Source organism: Desemzia incerta (assembly GCF_900115825.1).
Lineage (GTDB): Bacteria > Bacillota > Bacilli > Lactobacillales > Carnobacteriaceae > Desemzia > Desemzia incerta.
Genome location: NZ_FOXW01000003.1, coordinates 47,950 through 66,351, shown reverse-complemented (window position 1 = coordinate 66,351; position 18,402 = coordinate 47,950). Strand labels below are relative to the sequence as shown.

Genomic DNA, 18,402 nt, shown 5'->3' with positions numbered 1-18,402 from the left:
TTCGTTTATTTCTGTTTACTGTCGATCAAAATCGTGACTGGACCGTCGTTCACTAAAGAGACTTGCATGTCGGCACCAAATTGTCCGACTTCAACTTTAAAACTTTGTTCTCTCAGTTGTTGATTGAATGCATCATACAGAGGGATAGCCCGGTCCGGTTTGGCAGCTTCGATAAAACTTGGCCGGTTGCCTTTTTTTGTGTTGGCATGCAATGTAAATTGAGAGATAGACAGGATCTCTCCTCCTACATCAGCTAAAGAAAGGTTCATTTTTCCTTCCCCATCTTCAAAAATTCTCATTTTGCTGATTTTGCGCACTAAGTACTCTACATCTTCTTGAGTATCTTCTTCTCCTATCCCAACCAGCAAGACAAAGCCATGATCGATAGCTCCTACTATTTCTTGATTGATTGAAACGGATGCTTTTTTTGAACGTTGAATAACTACTCTCACTTTATGAACTCCTTTTTTGTTTCATTAGATAAAGCACATTCCATTAAGCAGAGAAGTTTTGCTCTTCTGTCGCTTTGATGAAATGTGCTTCAATTGTTTTTGTTAAGAAGTGATTCTTCTTACGGTATATACATCTGGAATATTCTTGATCTTATCCACGATTTTTTCCAATTGGCTCAGATTGACAATCCCGATTGTTAACGTAATGGTCGCCATTTTATTATTGTCTATACGGCCATTGACGTTGCTGAGATTTTTTGTTTGTGTATTCACTACTTGTAAAATCTCATTCAACAAACCAGTACGGTTGTATCCTTCAACTTGAAGTTCCGCATTGTATTCTTTTTTGGCGTTAGAAGTGTCTTCCCACTCCACATCAATCAACCGATCCTCTACCTCGGAAGAAGAGTTCACATTGGCACAGTCCTTACGGTGAATAGAGATTCCTCTACCTTTTGTAATATAGCCCACGATTTCGTCTCCAGGAACAGGGTTACAACAACGACTCAAGCGAGTCAACAAGTTGTCTACTCCTTGGATGACGACACCGTCTTCGTGCTTGATCTTCATCTTTTCAGTTTCAGGTTTCTTAGGTTTCAGCTCAATGGTATCCATTTCAGCGAACTTCTCATCGTTTTTACGATCACGACGTTCTTTTTCGGTCAAGCGATTGGCTACCACTAAAGCCGTCAGCTCTCCATACCCAATAGCCGCTAATAAATCTTCTTCACTGCTGAAGTTGAATCGATCCAAAAGCATTTTCATGTTCGCTTTAGTCAAATATTCTTTTGGCTGAAAATTCATTTCCAGCAATTGTTTTTCGACTAAATCTTTTCCTTTAATAATGTTTTCTTCACGGTCTTGCAGTTTAAAGAATCTCTTGATTTTGTTTCTGGCTTTTGAAGTCGAAACGAAGTTCAACCAGTCTCTACTAGGACCGTATGAATTGGTCGACGTTAAAATCTCAACAATGTCCCCTGTTTTTAACTTGTAATTCAAGGGAACGATTTTGCTGTTGATTTTGGCTCCTACAGCTTTATTTCCGATTTCGGTATGCACGCTGTAAGCAAAATCCAAAGGACCTGAACCTAAAGGAAGTTCCGTAACGTCGCCTTTTGGTGTGAAGACATACACTTTATCTCTAAAGATGTCGTCTTTTACACTTTGCATGAAGTCGCCGGCATCATCCGACTCATCCTGCAATTCAATGATGTCTCTAAACCAAGGAACTGTGTCGTTGATTTGTGGTCCTTCGACTTTTTGGGTAATGCCTTCTTTATAAGCCCAGTGTGCTGCGACCCCATATTCAGCAATATGGTGCATTTCTTTGGTTCTGATTTGGACCTCTACAGGATTGCCGCCAGGACCAATGACTGTCGTATGCAACGACTGGTACATGTTAGCTTTTGGCATTGCGATATAATCTTTGAATCTTCCAGGCATTGGTTTCCATCTAGTGTGGATCGCCCCTAAAACAGCATAACAATCCCTAATGGAATCTACGATGGCCCGTATAGCCAACAAGTCATAGATCTCATTGAATTGTTTCTTTTGATCTCTCATTTTCCGGTAGATCGAATAAATGTGTTTCGGACGTCCAGTGATTTCAGCATCAATATTCAAATCGTCTACTGAATGCTGGATCTCTTCAATCGCATTTGCAATATACCCTTCGCGCTCTTCGCGTTTCGAGCTCATCAAATGCACGATGCGGTAATATTGTTGCGGATTCAAATAGCGTAAAGAAGTATCTTCTAGTTCCCATTTGATCCGATTGATCCCTAATCGATCAGCTAACGGCGCATAAATTTCCAACGTCTCATTAGCGATACGACGTTGTTTTTCAGGACGATGGTATTTTAACGTACGCAAGTTGTGTAAACGGTCAGCCAATTTGACCATGATCACTCTTAAATCATTGGCCATTGCCAACAGCATTTTACGATGGTTTTCCGCTTGGTGTTGTTCCAAGGATTGAAATTGGATTTTCCCAAGCTTGGTTACTCCATCTACCAATTCAGCGACTTCTTGAGAAAACTCATTCGCGATATCATCAAATGTAAAATCAGTATCTTCTACTACATCATGCAAGAATCCTGTTGCTACAGTTACCGGATCCATTTTCAATTCTGCCAGAATGCCTGCAACTTGAATCGGATGTGTAAAGTACGGTTCGCCAGATTTACGAAATTGACCTTCGTGAGCTCTTTCGGCAAAATCACTTGCTTTTTTGACAAACGCCACATGGTTGCTATTCATATAAGTCAATGTTAACGCAATAACTTCTTTGGCGGTATACTCTTTATTTTTAGGCATTTTGTCACCTTCTCTTTAATTTAACTAGGTGTATAAAAATAGCACTCGAAGCGAGTGCTATCCAACTGTCTAATCTTAGATTAATTATACTCTTTACGTATTTCTATTTCAATAGCTTGAAGAACTGTCTGCTTGATCAGAAGATTTTCCAAGCAAAGCAATTCCGTTAGAAGAACCTAAACGAGTTGCTCCTGCTTCGATGAAAGCTTCAGCATCTTCAGTGGTACGAACGCCGCCGCTTGCTTTCACTCCTAGTTCAGGACCAACAGCACTGCGCATCAATTTGATGTCTTCTACTGTTGCACCGCCAGTTGAGAATCCAGTAGACGTTTTAACGAAATCTGCTCCAGCTTTTTTCGCGATTTCACATGCTCTGATTTTTTCTTCATCGGTCAATAAACTTGTTTCAATGATTACTTTTGTCAACGCTTTGCCTTCAGCAGCTTTTACAACGCCTTCGATATCGCGTTCTACAGTCTCGTCGTCTTTATCTTTCAACGCACCGATATTGATAACCATATCTACTTCTGTTGCGCCGTTTTGAATAGCATTTTTTGCTTCAAATGCTTTAACTTCAGGAGTTGTTGTTCCTAAAGGAAAGCCGATTACTGTACATACTGCTACATCTGATCCTGTTAAGTATGCCGCTGCTTTTTTGACCCATGTAGGGTTAACGCATACTGACATAAAATGATGAGCTGCTGCTTCTTCACACAATACTTTGATTTGCTCTTCAGTCGCATCCGCTTTTAATAATGTATGGTCAACATATTTGTTTAAATCGTTTATCACAATACATCCCTCTTTTCATCATATTCCATTAATAGTATACCTTACTTCAACGGTTAAAAAAACACATTTTATCATTAATTTAATTCTGTAATGTAAGAAATAACCGACAACGCGTACAATGGAGCCGTTTCCGTACGTAAAATACGCGGCCCTAAAGAACACACTACAAAACGTTGTTCTTCCAGCAATTGAATTTCTTTTGGCGACAAACCGCCTTCAGGTCCAAACACAATCAAAACAGACTGACCAGGTTGGAGTTGGTTCAATACAGAACGAAAATTCTGCATTTCTCCATTTTTAGCATTCTCTTCATATGCTACGATACAGTAATCATGCGTACCGCTTTGTTGAAGCAATTCTTTAAAAGTTGCGATGGAATGTACTTCTGGCACCTTTGTCCGATGAGCTTGTTCAGCAGCTTCTTGGGCGATTTTGCTCAAACGCTCTTGTTTTTTTGCAGCTTTTTTTGCGTCCCACTTCACGATCGTAAAATCTGATTTAAAAGGTAAGAAAGCGTGCGCACCCAATTCTGTTCCCTTTTGAACGATCCATTCTAGTTTATCCCCTTTAGGCAGACCGCTGGCGATTGTTACGTCTACAGGCAATTCTTTACTTTGGTCCTCATCTGCCGTCCATTTCAAATGAACTTCATCTTTTGACACAGCAGTGATTGCTGCTTTAAAAGCCGTTTGGTCCGGTAAGACCAGTATAACTTCATCATCCTCTTCCATTCGCATGACTCGAATCATGTGATGGAACTGTTCACCTTCGAGAACAATCTCCGCTGAGCGGTAGTCCTCTAAAGATTCAGCCAAAAAATAGCGTTGCACGATCTAGTCCTCCTCCACTTTTTGAGCGACGATCGCAAACCAGTCTTTCATTTGAAGAACTTGCAAGATCGTAAAGCCTTGTGTTTCCAGCTCACTTAAAATCAATTCTTTCTTCGCTTCGATGATTCCTGAAGTAATAAAGATGCCATTCGGTTTCAGCAGTCTCCAAGCATCTGGAATTAAAGGCACAATGATTTCCGCTAAAATATTCGCCACTACAATATCTGCTGGGATCTCGATTCCTTTCAGCAAATCATTCGCAGAAACAGAAACATTCTGAGCGTAAGCGTTCATTTTTACGTTTTCTTTAGCCGATCTGACTGCTACTTCGTCCAAGTCAAAAGCATGAATTTCTCCAGCTCCTAAAGCGCTGCTGGCGATGCTTAACACACCTGAACCTGTTCCCACATCTAAGATTGTTTCTCCGCCTCTGATATACGTTTCGAGTCCTTGTAAAGATAAACGAGTTGTCGCGTGCGTCCCTGTACCAAATGCCAAACCTGGATCTAGTCGAATAACGATTTCCCCATCCAATTTTGGTTCGTATTCTTCCCACTGTGGCGCCACTGTCAAGTAACGAGTGATTTGCTGCGGGTGATAGTATTTTTTCCACGCAGAAGCCCAATTTTCTTCTTGGACATCTTCAATGCTGAATGTATTAGGTCCAATAGATAATCCATACGATTCCAAGGCTAAGATGCGTTGCTTGATCTCGGGAATCAATTCCATCAAGTTTTTCGTTTCAGGGAAATAGGCTTTTACTAAAGACCCTTCCGAAACGTAATCTTGATTTTCTAAAATACGGATTTCTCCAAACCCGTCATCTGGTGTTGATAAAAAATCTTGTACATTTTCAATAGCTACACCGCCTGAACCTGCTTCAATAAAAATATTCGAAACAGCTTCGATAGCTTCATTTGAAGTGTGTACACTTACTTCAGTCCATTTCATAATCGATTGACTCCTGTCTGATAGATGTTTGCATTAAAACTTTGGATAAGGAAGCGTTTTGGTTTCGTAACGATTTGTATCTTTCAATGTTGCGATCGTTTGATCGAAGTTATTTTCTTGCCAGTTCAATTCAAACGTTTCGATTTCTGGATTTTGCGCGAATTCATTTAAATTGGTTTGTCCTTCACTGACCACTAAACGCAAGATTTTTAAGACCGCGTCCAAATAGCCTTGTTCGATTCCTTTTTTGATTGAAAATGGAAAAGCTTTAAGATAGTCATCCAACAATATTTTAGATTTCTCTGGATCGTAAAAACAAATCGCATCTTCAAATTGAATGCCTTCCTCTTCATTGACAGTTCCTTCAACGTCTTCGATAACCATATCTTCTGAAGTTTCTGCATAAATCGTTACAAACAATTCGATGACGTGTTGTCTTTTGTTCCAATTTACTTCCCAATCAAAGGGCGCTTCAGTTTTCTCAAGGTTCTCTATTAAGTATTCAACGATATCTGTATTCATTTATTTATCCCCTCTTTCACTCTTTTTGTTTGTTTTAAAGTTGGATTACTGCCATCCTAGATCAAGATCGACTGTTCCTTTTTTTCTGGAAACATAGGGATTTCCGCCTACTGTAAAGCGAAGCGGCTCATCTGTCCATTTCCCTTTATTTGGGATGCCGATTCTTGGATTGGCAATAATGTTTTTTGGTATGCGTCTCTGGTCAGAAGACAAATACAAAGGTGGTTCAGAAATAGACGTTCCGTAGTCCTCTCTTGTGATTCCCATGGCCTTAGTCAGCTTTCCAGGACCATTCGTCACCCCAAGACCTGACATGTTTCGTCGTTGCTCCATCAATTCTACTCCACTATGTGGTTCCAAAGCACGAATCAAGATCCCTTGAGGATTCCCAGCTTCCTTAGCGACGATGTTCAGCATGGTGTGTGTATGCATGTGGTAGATATAGATCGTTCCTGCCGATTGGTACATAGCCTCTAATCGAGGCGTTTTTCGCAAACCAAAACTATGTGCTGCTTGATCGATTTCTCCCAAATAAGCTTCTGTTTCAACGATCCAACCAGAAGTCACGCCTTCTTCAGTTTCTTTGATCAATAAACATCCTAATAATTGCTGTGCAAGTTCTTCAGTAGGTAAATCTGTATTAAACCAAAATGACATTCAATCCCTCACTCATACATATTTTTGTCTCTTCTCCAGTATACCTTATATTCATGCAAAATTTATACCTAAATACTCTTACGAAGAAAATTAAATTAGTTTAATTATACTTATCTGGTTAAATATTTTTGATCCAATGAACATCTCATTTTAAATTCATCAACCTAGATCTGTAAGTTCTTCAATATTTAGCTTACTTGTAATTTATTTACATCATATAATGTATTTTGCTTACTGGTAGTTATTAAACACAGATAAATTGCTTATTTTACTCTTTTTCTATTTGGCGTCTGTACATAAAAAGTAATAAAAAATGAATGTTTTTTTATAAAAGAAAGCGCTATACTAACTATAGAAAGCGAGGTGATAAGATGGTCAAAATTCCATATAAGATTGAAAATGGAAATCTTTCTGTTAGAGTCCAACTAAAAAATGCTGCAAACGTCTTTTTAGTTGATGAATTAAACTATCGTAAATACAATAGTGGAAAGAGTTTTAAATACTATGGTGGTCATTACAAAACTAATCCTGTGATTATTTCAGTTAATGGTCATGGAAGATACTACTTGATTGTAGAGGGCAGCGATTATCAATATGGTTTTTCTTAATTGTTAAAAAGTCATTCATAAGAGCAAAGAACTTACTCAATTGAGATAAAACAAAAATTGCCTACCAAAGTCATGAAAAATGACTTTGGTAGGCAAAATGTAAGAAAAAATTAATTAATTATTTAAATCAAAAATTTAATTCATGGTTGAAAACGTTAATCTAACAAACTTTCTAGTCTTCATCAATGTTCAGAACGGACATGAACGCTTCTTGAGGAATCTCTACTGATCCCACTTGTTTCATACGTTTCTTACCTTTTTTCTGTTTGTTCAATAGTTTTTGACGTCTCGTTGGGTCTCCACCATACAATTTAGCCGTAACATCTTTACGGAAGGCTTTGATGGTTGAACGGGCAACAATTTTTTGTCCGATAGCTGCTTGAACTGGGATCTCAAACATTTGACGAGGAATAGTTCCTTTCAACTGTTCTACGATACCTTTACCACGAGTGTAAGCAAAGTCTTTGTGGACGATAAAGCTCAAAGCATCGACTTGTTCGCCATTCAATAAGATATCCATCTTAGATAAGTTACTTTGTTTGTATCCAATGATCTCGTAGTCTAAAGAAGCATATCCTTTAGTACTTGATTTCAATCGGTCAAAGAAGTCAAAGACGATTTCAGACAATGGCAATTCGTAAACCACATTAACGCGGATTTCATCTAAATAATCCATTGTCAGGAAGTTTCCACGTTTACGTTGGCAAATCTCCATTACCGCTCCAACGTATTCGTTCGGCACCATAATATTAGCTTTTACATATGGTTCTTCGATGGATTCGATTTTCACTGGTTCTGGCATTTCCGATGGGTTCGATACCACTAGTTCTTCACCATTTGTTAAGTTAACATGGTAAATAACAGACGGAGCTGTAGTGATTAAGTCTAAATTGAATTCACGTTCCAAGCGTTCTTGAACAACGTCCATGTGCAGCATTCCTAAGAATCCACAGCGGAAACCAAATCCAAGAGCTTGAGAGGTTTCTGTTTCGAATTGCAATGCAGCATCGTTTAATTCTAATTTTTCAAGGGCTTCACGCAAATCTCCAAAACGTGATGATTCTGTCGGATACATTCCACAGAATACCATCGGAGTTAATTTACGGTAACCTTCTAAAGCTTCTTCAGCAGGGTTATTCGCTAATGTGATCGTATCCCCTACACGTGTATCTTGAACTGTTTTGATATTAGCTGTTACATAACCAACATCTCCAACCATCAAGTAATCGCGTTTGATTGGTTTTGGTGAGAAGATTCCAACTTCAGAAACTTCAAACGTTTTACCGTTACTCATCATTTGCATCGTATCGCCTGGTTTGATCATTCCTTCCATCACACGGATGTTCAAAACAACCCCACGGTAAGCATCATAAGCTGAGTCAAAAATCATTGCTTTCAATGGATTATCAACATCGCCTGATGGAGCAGGTACACGTTCAACGATTTGTTCTAATATATCTTCAATACCAATTCCAGATTTTGCGCTCGCTAATACTGCGTCACTGGCATCAATACCGATAACATCTTCGATTTGTGTACGTACTTTTTCAGGATCTGCGGCTGGCAAGTCGATCTTATTGATGACAGGGATGATTTCAAGGTCGTTATCCAAAGCAAGGTACACATTAGCCATGGTTTGAGCTTCGATACCTTGAGCAGCATCTACTACTAAAATAGCCCCTTCACAGGCTGCCAAACTACGTGATACTTCATACGTAAAGTCGACGTGTCCTGGTGTATCGATCAAATGGAAGGTATATGTCTCTCCATCTTTTGCAGTATAGTTCAACTCCACAGCGTTCAGTTTGATCGTGATTCCACGTTCTCTTTCCAGATCCATTGAATCTAGTAACTGTTCTTGCATTTCTCTATCTGCTACAGTGTGCGTCAATTGTAAAATACGGTCCGCTAAAGTTGATTTCCCGTGATCAATATGTGCGATGATCGAGAAATTCCGGATCCGCTTCTGGCGTTCCAAATAGTCGTTTTTATTCATTGGTTATTTCCTGCTTTCATTCAAGTATTCCATGAGTATTCTAATGAATTATAACAGTCTAAGGGCTAAATTACAACATTTCCCCGAATACCTGCCTAATCTACTCATACAAATTCTGTTTTTCCTGTTCACTATTCTGAATAATCTTTGAACAAGCCGTACTATAAAAATACCCCTGAAAATTAGAAAACTTTCCAACTTTCGGGGGTTGTGTTTTAACGTATAGACCTTAGTAAAAACTCTATACTATTTAAATCTTCATTTTAGAGCGTCAGTTAAAATACTCAGTCACTTAAGCCTGACTCCTAAAAATTTCTGGAAGAATCGTGGTGCTAGGAGCCACGTAAAGGATGCAATGTGAATTACAAAACCTTGGCACTTTAGTGCATAGGTTTTGTTTGAAGCTTGCAAGATTGGAGACCATGGCTCCAATCGCTCCCGTGGCTCTCAAAAGCAGCCATGATTCTGGAAGAAATTTCTATACCAACTTTACAAATTGAAGATTTTGTTACGCTCTCTGCTTTAAAACGAGTTGCGAAAAGCAGCCTATGCGCCTATAAGCCAATTCCAACTGTCAGGTAAAGAGCTCCTGCCTGTTGGAATTTTCTTATTGTCGATAGGCTAATCGCTTTTCTCCACTCTCTAATCTTTTTTAAAGACGTCTTTTACTTTGTTGAAGAATGAGCCGTCTTCTTCTGTGATAGAAATGTCGCTGGCTTTAGCGAATTCTCTCAATAATTCGGCTTGTTTAGAGTTTAGGTTCTTCGGTGTAATGATGTTTACTTTAACGTGTTGATCTCCTTGACCGGTACCTCTCAACCTTGGAGCTCCTTTTCCTTTGATACGGAAAGTCGTTCCTGTTTGTGTACCAGCTGGGATTTTCAATTTCACTTTTCCGTGGACAGTAGGTACTTGGATTTCGTCTCCTAAAGCAGCTTGCACGAAATGAATTGGTGCTTCGTAATAAATTTCAGCACCTCGGCGTTGGAATTGTTTGCTTGGTTTGACGCGGAAAATCACGTATAGATCTCCGTAAGGTCCTCCGTTTTTACCAGCTTCACCTTGTCCGCTTAGACGCATTTGATCGCCGTCTTCTACTCCGGCAGGAACAGTGACTTTAACCGTGTGACGGTCTTTCACGTGTCCAGCACCCACACATGTTGGGCATTTTTCTTTGATTTCTTGACCAGTACCATTACATACATCACAAACTGAACGAGTTTGGATTCTTCCAAGCGGTGTGTTTCTTTCCACGTTGATTGAACCTGTACCAGAACATTTTGAACACGTCACTGGTGACGTACCTGGTTTAGCACCGTCTCCATGACACGTTTCACATTCTTGCTTGCGATTGTAGCGAATCGTTGACTGTTTTCCGAAAACAGCTTCTTCAAATTCCAGATCTAAAGTGTATTGCAGATCTTCCCCTTGACGAGGTGCGTTCGGATTGTATCTTGCACGACCTCCGCCACCGAAGAACGAATCGAAAATATCTTCAAAACCGCCAAATCCACTGCCTCCGAAGCCGCCTCCGCCAAATCCGCCACCAGCTCCAAAATTAGGATCTGTGCTGGCATGACCGTATTGATCGTATGCAGCTCGTTTGTTAGCGTCGCTTAAGACTTCATAAGCTTCAGCAATCTCTTTGAACTTTTCATCTGCATCAGCTTCTTTGTTGATGTCCGGATGGTATTTTTTCGACAACTTTCGATAAGCCTTTTTTATCTCATCGTCAGATGCTCCTTTAGACACACCCAGAACTTCATAATAATCTCTCTTTGCCATACTTTCCCTCCAATAGCACATGCTCTAACACATTATACTGTTTTAACTCTACCTGCCAACAACCTTTCAGCTGCTTACAAGTTTCGTACTAAACCTGCTTTAAGAGCATATCATAATGATAAGAAAAAGCCAAAAGCAAGTTTGCCCTGGCTTTTTCTCAAATCTAAAATGTTCGTGCTTATTTGTCGTCTTCTACTTCTTCAAAGTCTGCATCTACAACAGTGTCATCAGAAGCAGTATCCGTTGCTTCGCCTTCTGGGTTTTCACCTTGTTGAGCGGCAGCAGCTTGTTCGTATAACTTAACTGTCAATGCTTGAACAACTTCATTCAACGCATCACGTTTAGTTTTCATGTCTTCAAGATTATTGGCTTCAACAGCAGCTTTCAATTCGTCACGAGCGTCTTCTGCTTTTTTCACTTCGTCTGCGTCAACTTTTCCTTCAAGATCTTTCAATGTTTTGTCAACTTGGAACAATAATTGATCGATTTCGTTGCGCAATTCTACTTCTTCTTTACGAGTTTTATCTGCTTCAGCATTTGCTTCAGCGTCTTTTACCATACGTTCAATTTCTTCGTCTGTTAAACCTGAAGAAGATTTGATCGTGATCGTTTGTTCTTTGTTTGTACCTAAGTCTTTTGCACTTACGTTAACAATACCGTTTTTGTCGATATCAAATTTAACTTCGATTTGAGGAACACCACGTGGTGCAGCTGGAATGTCAGTTAATTGGAAACGACCTAAAGTTTTGTTGTCTGCAGCCATTGGACGTTCACCTTGCAATACATGTACATCAACAGCTGGTTGGTTGTCAGCAGCAGTTGAGAAGACTTGTGATTTGCTTGTAGGGATCGTTGTGTTGCGGTCGATCAATTTAGTGAACACGCCACCCATTGTTTCGATACCTAATGATAAAGGAGTAACGTCTAGTAAGACGATATCTTTAACATCACCAGAGATAACTCCACCTTGGATCGCAGCTCCCATTGCTACAACTTCATCCGGGTTAACTGATTTGTTTGGTTCTTTACCTGATTCAACACGAACAGCTTCTACTACAGCTGGAATACGTGTTGATCCACCAACCAAGATAACTTCGTCGATATCAGATTTATTCAATCCAGCATCTTTAAGAGCTTGTTGAACTGGTTTTTTAGTACGTTCTACTAAGTCGTAGGTCAATTCATCGAATTTTGCACGTGATAAAGTTGTTTCCAAGTGCAATGGACCAGCTTCTCCAGCAGTGATAAATGGCAAGCTGATTTGAGTTGAAGTAACACCTGACAAGTCTTTTTTAGCTTTTTCAGCAGCATCTTTCAAACGTTGTACAGCCATTTTGTCTTTAGACAAGTCAATGCCGTTTTCTTTTTTGAATTCAGCTACCAAGTAGTCGATGATTTTGTTGTCAAAGTCATCTCCACCAAGTTCGTTGTCTCCAGATGTAGATAATACGTCAAATACTCCGTCTCCTAATTCAAGGATAGAAACGTCAAACGTACCACCACCAAGGTCAAATACTAAAACTTTTTCTTCTTTATCTGTTTTGTCTAAACCATATGCTAATGCAGCAGCAGTTGGCTCGTTAACGATACGTTCTACTTCTAGACCAGCGATTTTACCAGCGTCTTTAGTTGCTTGACGTTGTGCATCGTTGAAGTAAGCCGGTACAGTAACAACAGCTTTAGTTACTTCTTCGCCTAGATAAGCTTCAGCATATCCTTTGATGTATTGTAGAATATTTGCTGAAATTTCTTGCGGAGTGTATTTTTTGCCTTCAACTTCTACTGTATAATCTTCACCCATATGACGTTTGATAGAAGCAATTGTATTTGGGTTCGTAATAGCTTGGCGTTTAGCAACTTCCCCTACTTGGATTTCACCATTTTTGAAAGCTACAACAGAAGGAGTTGTACGGTTACCTTCTGGGTTAGGAATGATTTTTGCTTCTCCACCTTCTAATACTGCTACAGCAGAGTTAGTTGTTCCTAAGTCAATACCAATAATTTTTGCCATATATAATCCCTCATTCTTTAAAGTTTTAGTTTCATTATTTTATGCATTACGCTGTTTTTATTGTGCTACTACAACCATTGCAGGACGCAATACGCGTTCATGCAGAGTATATCCTTTTTGGTGTACAGTCACAACAGTTCCAGCTTCTTGACCGTCTTCCACTTCAACAGTTTGAACCGCTTGATGGTAATTCGGGTCAAAAGGCTCATTCAATGGATCTACCACTTGGACACCTTCGTTTTGTAAAGCTTGTTTGAAACTCTCATAAACCATTTCAATCCCTTTTTTGAAGGTTTGGTTTTCTTCTGTCGTTTCAATAGCTAGTGCACGTTCCAGATTGTCTAAAACGTTGATCAATTCTTTCGCTAATGATTGAGAACGGTATTTAGCATCGGTTTCTCTTTCTTTGCGATTTCTTTTTTGGATGTTGGCTAATTCAGCTTGCAAACGAAGATAAGCATCTTCTTTTTCTTCCAGCTGAGCTTTTAAAGCTGCCACTTCATCAGTTGCTGCATCCTCTGTGGGTACTTCTTCTACAGTTTCTTCAACCGCAGTTTCCGTTTCTTCAGTTGATGTCACATCTGCTGATTCTTGTTCCTCTAAATGAGAATCTTTCTTTTCCACAATACAAAACTCCTTTTAATAGTCATCCATCGAATGGTGATGATCTATTATTTTTTTTGATAATTCATTCCTGAAAACATCCATAAGCCCAATCATTTTGGAATACGGCATATTCGTAGGACCTAAAATCGCAATGGTTCCAGTTCCCAACTCTTCTACATCATACGTAGCAGAGATCAAACTGAAATTTGCCAAGAATTCGATATTCAATTCGTTGCCGATCCGAACCTCGATGTCTTGTTTTTGCTGCCCCAAGAGTGAAGCTAAGTCTTGGTTGCCTTCCATAAATGAATAAATGGATTTGAATTGGTGGATGTCCATATTGTCTGAATAATCCAACATATTCATTTTTCCGCCAATGTGCATTCGTTCTCTGACAGCTTTCATGAATAGCCCATTGATGAGTTCCATCATCCCTTCAGCAGTCCGCATATACTTATGAATCAATAAAGGCACATCTTCTTGAAGCATTTTGAATACTTCTACCAAAGAATGTCCAATCAATTGATCATTGAACAAAGCTACGATTTTTTCCAAATTATTCAAATCAAAACCTTTTGGTACGGTGAAAATTTGTTCTTCGATGTGACCTTTATCTGTTACTAGTATGGCCATAACTCTTCGTTCGTTTAATGGAACTAAACGGAACCCGGTCAATTTGCTTTCCTTGATCTCAGGTCCTAAGGATATAGCTGTATAACTAGTCAAATTAGATAATACTTCGGCTGATTTCACCACAATTTCATCAATTTGGAAAAATGGATTATCAAAAGCTTTCTGTATTGTTTCCACTTTATCGTGATCAACTGTTGTAGGGTGTAACAAGTAATCCACATAAAAACGATAGCCTTTTTTAGACGGTACTCTGCCTGATGACGAATGCGTTTTTTGAAGATAACCCATTTCTTCTAAACGTACCATTTCATTCCGGACGGTTGCTGAACTCGCGTCAATATCCGTTTCATCTAATAACGTTTTAGATCCTACTGGATGACCATATTTCGTAAATAAGATTACGATTGATTTGAGGATCAAAATTTGCCTTTCCGTTAACATAAAGCCTCACCTCTTTTTTTAGCACTTTAAACAAATGAGTGCTAACACAATTAATAATTTACCAAAGATTAAAAAATTTGTCAATGTATATAGCGGAATTTTCTGACTATTTTTGACTATTTTCTTTTCCTTGCTGTATCAACAAAAACAAACCTTTGTCATCGCTTAAACGGATGATAAAGGTTTGTTTTTTCGAAGTATTGCTTATTTCAATTGAGCAAAATATTGACGTGCATCGACTTCGTCTTGATCCAACTGTTCAATAAGAGCTTCGATATTCGAGAATTTCATTTCTTCTCTAAGATACTTATGCCATTCTACGGCCACAGCTTCACCGTAAATATCGCGGTTGAAATCAAAGATATTTACTTCTACAGACAATTGACGATCCGCTTCGAAAGTAATGTTATACCCAATAGACGCCATACCTTCGTACCATTCCTCGCCCACTTTTATTCTTACAGCGTAAACGCCCACTTTAGGCAATCGGATATTCGGTTTTACATCGATATTAGCTGTAGGATAGCCTAACGTTCTTCCGCGTGCGTCTCCATGAATAACGATACCTGGAGTTTGGTACACATAGCCCAACATATCGTTTGCTTCCATGATTTCCCCATCGCTTAGTGCTTGACGGATGCGAGTCGAACTGATTTTTTCGCCTTCACCAGTCACTTTTCCAACTTCGATCACTTCAAAGCGATTTTTTGCATAACTCGGCAAATGCTCCATCGAAGCCACTTCTTTTTTGCCGTAAGTGTAGTCAAATCCAGCAACCACTGCGACCGCATTCAACCCGACAATATATTGATCGACAAATTCTTGAGGACTCAAAGAAGCAAAAGCAGAAGTGAAGTCTACTTCATACAAATAATCTACACCTAATTCTTCCATGAACTCTTCTTTTCTTTCAATAGTAGATAAATACGTGATCGCTTCAGGTTTCACTTTTTTAAAAACGATTGACGGGTGTTGGTTGAATGTCATTAAGGCTAAACGAGCATTTTTTTCTTTTGCGATTCGTTTAGCTGTATTGATGACCGTTCTATGCCCCTTATGAACACCATCGAAAAAACCAAGTGCTAAAACAACCGGTTGTTTCGGGATACTGTCTTCGTGATACGGGTGATGAATTTTTATGATTTCCATGTTCAAGTCTCCTCTTTAAACTGATGTCCGCAACACTTTAATAGGTTTCAACAAATGACCTTTTGTAGGATGCACATCATAGATACTGCGTGCTCTGCCCTCATACATCAAGACTAACGGGTACGTGATCGACTGTTGGAACGTATCAATAGGAAGTACAGCTCCATTCTTCACTTTATCCCACAAGTCTTCGTTGATGTCGATTTTTTCCATTTCGTCTAAGGCGTACTCTAACGGAAACAATCGTTCCTCAATGGTTTCTTCTGCCATGAGTGCAGCTACTTGTTCTAATGTCAGACAATCTTTTACTGTAAATGTTCCGCTTTTCACTCGTGTCAAATCTGACATATGAGCCGGGTAGCCCAACTTTTCTCCAAGATCTACTGCTATAGTACGGACATAAGTGCCTTTTCCGCAGTCCACTTCAAATCTCCATGAGACCGTTTGTGTTTCTTCATTTAAAATAGGTTCTGAAGTTCGTTTGAATTTATGAATCGAAACCGTTCTTTTTGGACGTTCTACTTCTTGTCCAGCTCTGGCATATTCGTATAATTTACGTCCATTTACTTTGATCGCTGAATACATAGGAGGTATTTGAACAATATCTCCTGAGAAATCTTCCATTGCTTGATCAATTTCTTCAACAGAAGGAATGACCGATACGGGTTTAGAGTCAACCACTTCTCCACTGCTGTCTTCAGTTGTGGTACTGTACCCAATAGTAACTTCTCCGACATAAGCTTTCCCCGTCTCCATCATGTATTCGACAACTTTAGTCGCTTTACCGATACAAATAGGCAAAACTCCGTCTACATCTGGATCAAGAGTTCCCGTATGTCCAATTTTTTTAGTTTTCAGTATTTTTCTAAGTTTAAAGACACAGTCATGACTCGTCATGCCGCGTTCTTTCCATAATGGCAAGATGCCTTCCATTGCCTATCCCTACTTTCTGTATTAGCCAGTAACCAGTATACCATATTTTTTTTACCGACTTAACTATTCACACAGGGTTTTTAGTGAGAGAACACTAAATAAATCGCTCATTCTCCATTTTTTTGAAATATTTTGGTATAATCATACAGATAGACCAGTTTTATTTTCAGGAGGATTTGTAATGAAAGATATTAAAATACTGACCGACTCAACCGTACAGTTGTCTCATGAAGAACAAGAACAGTATGGTATAACAGTGATTCCTTTATCGGCTATGTTAAACAACGTTATGTATTACGACAATCAAACCATCAGCAAAGCGGAATTTTTACAAATGATGAACAACAGTGCAGTCTTGCCAAAAACGTCTCAGCCAGCGGTTGGACAATATGTTGAATTATACAACCAACTCGGAAAAGACGGCAGCGAGATTCTATCGATACACGTCGCCGGATACCTTAGCGGCACATATTCCGCTGCTTTACAGGCCAGTCATCTGACAAAATCTAAAGTTACGGTCATCGACAGTGAAACAGTGGATCGCGCTATGGCTTTTCAAGTATTAGCTGCTGCTAAAATGGCTCAAAATCATGCAACTATGGATGAAATTCTAACTGAACTAGACCGTATCAAAGAAAAAAGTGCTCTTTATGTCGGTATCGTTAATTTAGAGAATCTAATTAAAGGCGGACGTATCGGGAGAATATTAGGCCGCGTTTCTACGATGCTGAATATGAAAATCATGCTGAAAGTAACCAGCAAAGGATTAGAACCCGAAACTAAGGGGCGCGGATTGAAAAGCTTGAAAAAGAAAGTAAACGAGATTATTGAGGAAATGAACCAATTTGAGGTTATAGAACAAATTGGTATCACTCATGTGGGGCTGACTGACTTTACGGAAGAGATCATTGCTGATTTAAAAGCGGCCTTCCCGTCAGCAACTTTCCATATTGCTTATGCCAGCCCAACATTGATGACTCACGCAGGAAAAGGTGCGTTTGCTGTTATGTACCAAGCAAGATAACCAAAATAACACCTCACCATTCTCATGGTGAGGTGTTATTTTGGTCTGTCGTTCAAACAAACCTTACATGTATTTGGTTATTTCGTTTTCATATTCCGGACTAATGTTTTTGATGACGGATAAATCTCCATTAGGTTCCAATAAAACAGCCTCAACATTATCTGAGGTTGTCCCGGCTTCTCTTCGAATAGCTGAATAAATTTCCTCTTTATTGACACGTGCTTTTTTCATGCTTCCGGTTTTAAATTCACCCTTATAAAAAACTACTTTTGGCGTTGGATTAGCAAAAGGATACAATCCTTCCCACTTCGTTACTACTTTGGATAATGAAAACTGAAGAATCAATAGGACAACAATTGCAACCATACCATTGATTAAATTAATTTCTTTTAGTACCAATGTAGAGGAAATAACTGATCCTATAGTGATCGTAGCGATCATGTCATACACACTGAAGCTAGATACGCTTCTGCTACCGAAGATTTTCAACAGAACAATTAAAATAATATACAACAAAATCGTCGTTAACGTGATTCGTGCAGTTGACTGCCACCCATCAAATAGTAATTTAGGCGTTCCAAAGAAATTTTCTATTTGTGTAAAAAAACTTGAAAACCAACTTAACATTTTCCGCGCCTCCTTTTTATTTACTGTAACAAAAATATACCTCATTTTAAAATATCACACCCCAGCGGC

General features: G+C 39.1%; 17 protein-coding genes. 2 read left to right on the top strand and 15 right to left on the bottom strand.

Annotation, left to right across the window (positions count from 1 at the left end; all coding sequences use genetic code 11):
• Positions 1-5: 5 nt before the first annotated feature.
• From dtd to BM137_RS04420, 7 genes are all read right to left on the bottom strand, one after another.
• A complete protein-coding gene (dtd, locus tag BM137_RS04450; RefSeq protein ID WP_092479961.1) occupies positions 6-452 on the bottom strand; it encodes a D-aminoacyl-tRNA deacylase in 447 nt (148 codons plus the stop codon).
• Between the two features lie 102 nt (positions 453-554).
• Positions 555-2,768: a RelA/SpoT family protein gene (locus BM137_RS04445; RefSeq protein WP_092479960.1), complete on the bottom strand. Its 2,214-nt coding sequence runs from the start codon at positions 2,766-2,768 to the stop codon at positions 555-557.
• A 108-nt stretch (positions 2,769-2,876) separates the two neighbouring features.
• The gene (deoC, locus tag BM137_RS04440) at positions 2,877-3,560 is read right to left on the bottom strand and encodes a deoxyribose-phosphate aldolase (RefSeq protein WP_092479959.1); all 684 of its coding nucleotides are present in this window, start codon (positions 3,558-3,560) and stop codon (positions 2,877-2,879) included.
• A 74-nt stretch (positions 3,561-3,634) separates the two neighbouring features.
• Entirely contained in the window at positions 3,635-4,390 is a 756-nt protein-coding gene (locus BM137_RS04435) for a 16S rRNA (uracil(1498)-N(3))-methyltransferase (RefSeq protein ID WP_092479958.1), read from the bottom strand.
• Between the two features lie 3 nt (positions 4,391-4,393).
• Entirely contained in the window at positions 4,394-5,341 is a 948-nt protein-coding gene (gene prmA / locus BM137_RS04430; RefSeq protein ID WP_092479957.1) for a 50S ribosomal protein L11 methyltransferase, read from the bottom strand.
• A 33-nt stretch (positions 5,342-5,374) separates the two neighbouring features.
• On the bottom strand, positions 5,375-5,863 hold the full coding sequence (locus BM137_RS04425; RefSeq protein WP_092479956.1) for a DUF3013 family protein: 489 nt from the start codon (positions 5,861-5,863) through the stop codon (positions 5,375-5,377).
• 45 nt (positions 5,864-5,908) lie between these two features.
• Positions 5,909-6,520, bottom strand: coding sequence for a DNA-3-methyladenine glycosylase (locus BM137_RS04420; protein ID WP_092479955.1), 612 nt, complete (start codon positions 6,518-6,520; stop codon positions 5,909-5,911).
• Positions 6,521-6,891: 371 nt separating this feature from the next.
• Here BM137_RS04420 and BM137_RS04415 point away from each other — a divergent pair, with 371 nt between their 5' ends.
• On the top strand, positions 6,892-7,128 hold the full coding sequence (locus BM137_RS04415) for a DUF1883 domain-containing protein (protein ID WP_092479954.1): 237 nt from the start codon (positions 6,892-6,894) through the stop codon (positions 7,126-7,128).
• A 172-nt stretch (positions 7,129-7,300) separates the two neighbouring features.
• On the opposite strand, the gene lepA is transcribed toward BM137_RS04415, so the two are convergent.
• The 7 genes from lepA to truB all read right to left on the bottom strand — a co-directional run bounded on the left by lepA (position 7,301) and on the right by truB (position 16,682).
• On the bottom strand, positions 7,301-9,124 hold the full coding sequence (gene lepA, locus BM137_RS04410) for a translation elongation factor 4 (RefSeq protein ID WP_092479953.1): 1,824 nt from the start codon (positions 9,122-9,124) through the stop codon (positions 7,301-7,303).
• A 642-nt stretch (positions 9,125-9,766) separates the two neighbouring features.
• Entirely contained in the window at positions 9,767-10,909 is a 1,143-nt protein-coding gene (dnaJ, locus tag BM137_RS04405; RefSeq protein WP_092479952.1) for a molecular chaperone DnaJ, read from the bottom strand.
• A gap of 178 nt (positions 10,910-11,087) precedes the next feature.
• On the bottom strand, positions 11,088-12,920 hold the full coding sequence (gene dnaK, locus BM137_RS04400; protein ID WP_092479951.1) for a molecular chaperone DnaK: 1,833 nt from the start codon (positions 12,918-12,920) through the stop codon (positions 11,088-11,090).
• A 57-nt stretch (positions 12,921-12,977) separates the two neighbouring features.
• Positions 12,978-13,544 carry a nucleotide exchange factor GrpE gene (grpE, locus tag BM137_RS04395; RefSeq protein ID WP_092479950.1) on the bottom strand — a complete coding sequence of 189 codons (567 nt, stop codon included), beginning with the start codon at positions 13,542-13,544 and terminating at the stop codon, positions 12,978-12,980.
• Between the two features lie 15 nt (positions 13,545-13,559).
• Complete coding sequence (gene hrcA, locus BM137_RS04390) at positions 13,560-14,600, bottom strand: heat-inducible transcriptional repressor HrcA (protein ID WP_092479949.1); 1,041 nt, start codon at positions 14,598-14,600, stop codon at positions 13,560-13,562.
• A 204-nt stretch (positions 14,601-14,804) separates the two neighbouring features.
• Positions 14,805-15,749: a riboflavin biosynthesis protein RibF gene (gene ribF, locus BM137_RS04385; RefSeq protein ID WP_092479948.1), complete on the bottom strand. Its 945-nt coding sequence runs from the start codon at positions 15,747-15,749 to the stop codon at positions 14,805-14,807.
• A gap of 15 nt (positions 15,750-15,764) precedes the next feature.
• The gene (gene truB, locus BM137_RS04380; protein ID WP_092479947.1) at positions 15,765-16,682 is read right to left on the bottom strand and encodes a tRNA pseudouridine(55) synthase TruB; all 918 of its coding nucleotides are present in this window, start codon (positions 16,680-16,682) and stop codon (positions 15,765-15,767) included.
• Positions 16,683-16,863: 181 nt separating this feature from the next.
• Between truB and BM137_RS04375 the strand changes: the two genes are divergently transcribed.
• Complete coding sequence (locus BM137_RS04375) at positions 16,864-17,706, top strand: DegV family protein (RefSeq protein ID WP_092479946.1); 843 nt, start codon at positions 16,864-16,866, stop codon at positions 17,704-17,706.
• Positions 17,707-17,769: 63 nt separating this feature from the next.
• Here the strand turns inward: BM137_RS04375 and BM137_RS04370 are convergent, their stop codons facing one another.
• Positions 17,770-18,333 (bottom strand): DUF421 domain-containing protein, encoded by a 564-nt coding sequence (locus BM137_RS04370; protein WP_177192496.1) that lies wholly within the window; start codon positions 18,331-18,333, stop codon positions 17,770-17,772.
• Positions 18,334-18,402: the final 69 nt, after the last annotated feature.

Coding starts and splice junctions, on each gene's coding strand:
- BM137_RS04445 (WP_092479960.1), bottom strand. CDS start 2,768: ATGCCTAAAAATAAAGAGTATACCGCCAAAGAAGTTATTGCGTTAACA.
- prmA (WP_092479957.1), bottom strand. CDS start 5,341: ATGAAATGGACTGAAGTAAGTGTACACACTTCAAATGAAGCTATCGAA.
- BM137_RS04425 (WP_092479956.1), bottom strand. CDS start 5,863: ATGAATACAGATATCGTTGAATACTTAATAGAGAACCTTGAGAAAACT.
- BM137_RS04420 (WP_092479955.1), bottom strand. CDS start 6,520: ATGTCATTTTGGTTTAATACAGATTTACCTACTGAAGAACTTGCACAG.
- BM137_RS04415 (WP_092479954.1), top strand. CDS start 6,892: ATGGTCAAAATTCCATATAAGATTGAAAATGGAAATCTTTCTGTTAGA.
- lepA (WP_092479953.1), bottom strand. CDS start 9,124: ATGAATAAAAACGACTATTTGGAACGCCAGAAGCGGATCCGGAATTTC.
- dnaJ (WP_092479952.1), bottom strand. CDS start 10,909: ATGGCAAAGAGAGATTATTATGAAGTTCTGGGTGTGTCTAAAGGAGCA.
- dnaK (WP_092479951.1), bottom strand. CDS start 12,920: ATGGCAAAAATTATTGGTATTGACTTAGGAACAACTAACTCTGCTGTA.
- hrcA (WP_092479949.1), bottom strand. CDS start 14,600: ATGTTAACGGAAAGGCAAATTTTGATCCTCAAATCAATCGTAATCTTA.
- ribF (WP_092479948.1), bottom strand. CDS start 15,749: ATGGAAATCATAAAAATTCATCACCCGTATCACGAAGACAGTATCCCG.
- truB (WP_092479947.1), bottom strand. CDS start 16,682: ATGGAAGGCATCTTGCCATTATGGAAAGAACGCGGCATGACGAGTCAT.
- BM137_RS04375 (WP_092479946.1), top strand. CDS start 16,864: ATGAAAGATATTAAAATACTGACCGACTCAACCGTACAGTTGTCTCAT.
- BM137_RS04370 (WP_177192496.1), bottom strand. CDS start 18,333: ATGTTAAGTTGGTTTTCAAGTTTTTTTACACAAATAGAAAATTTCTTT.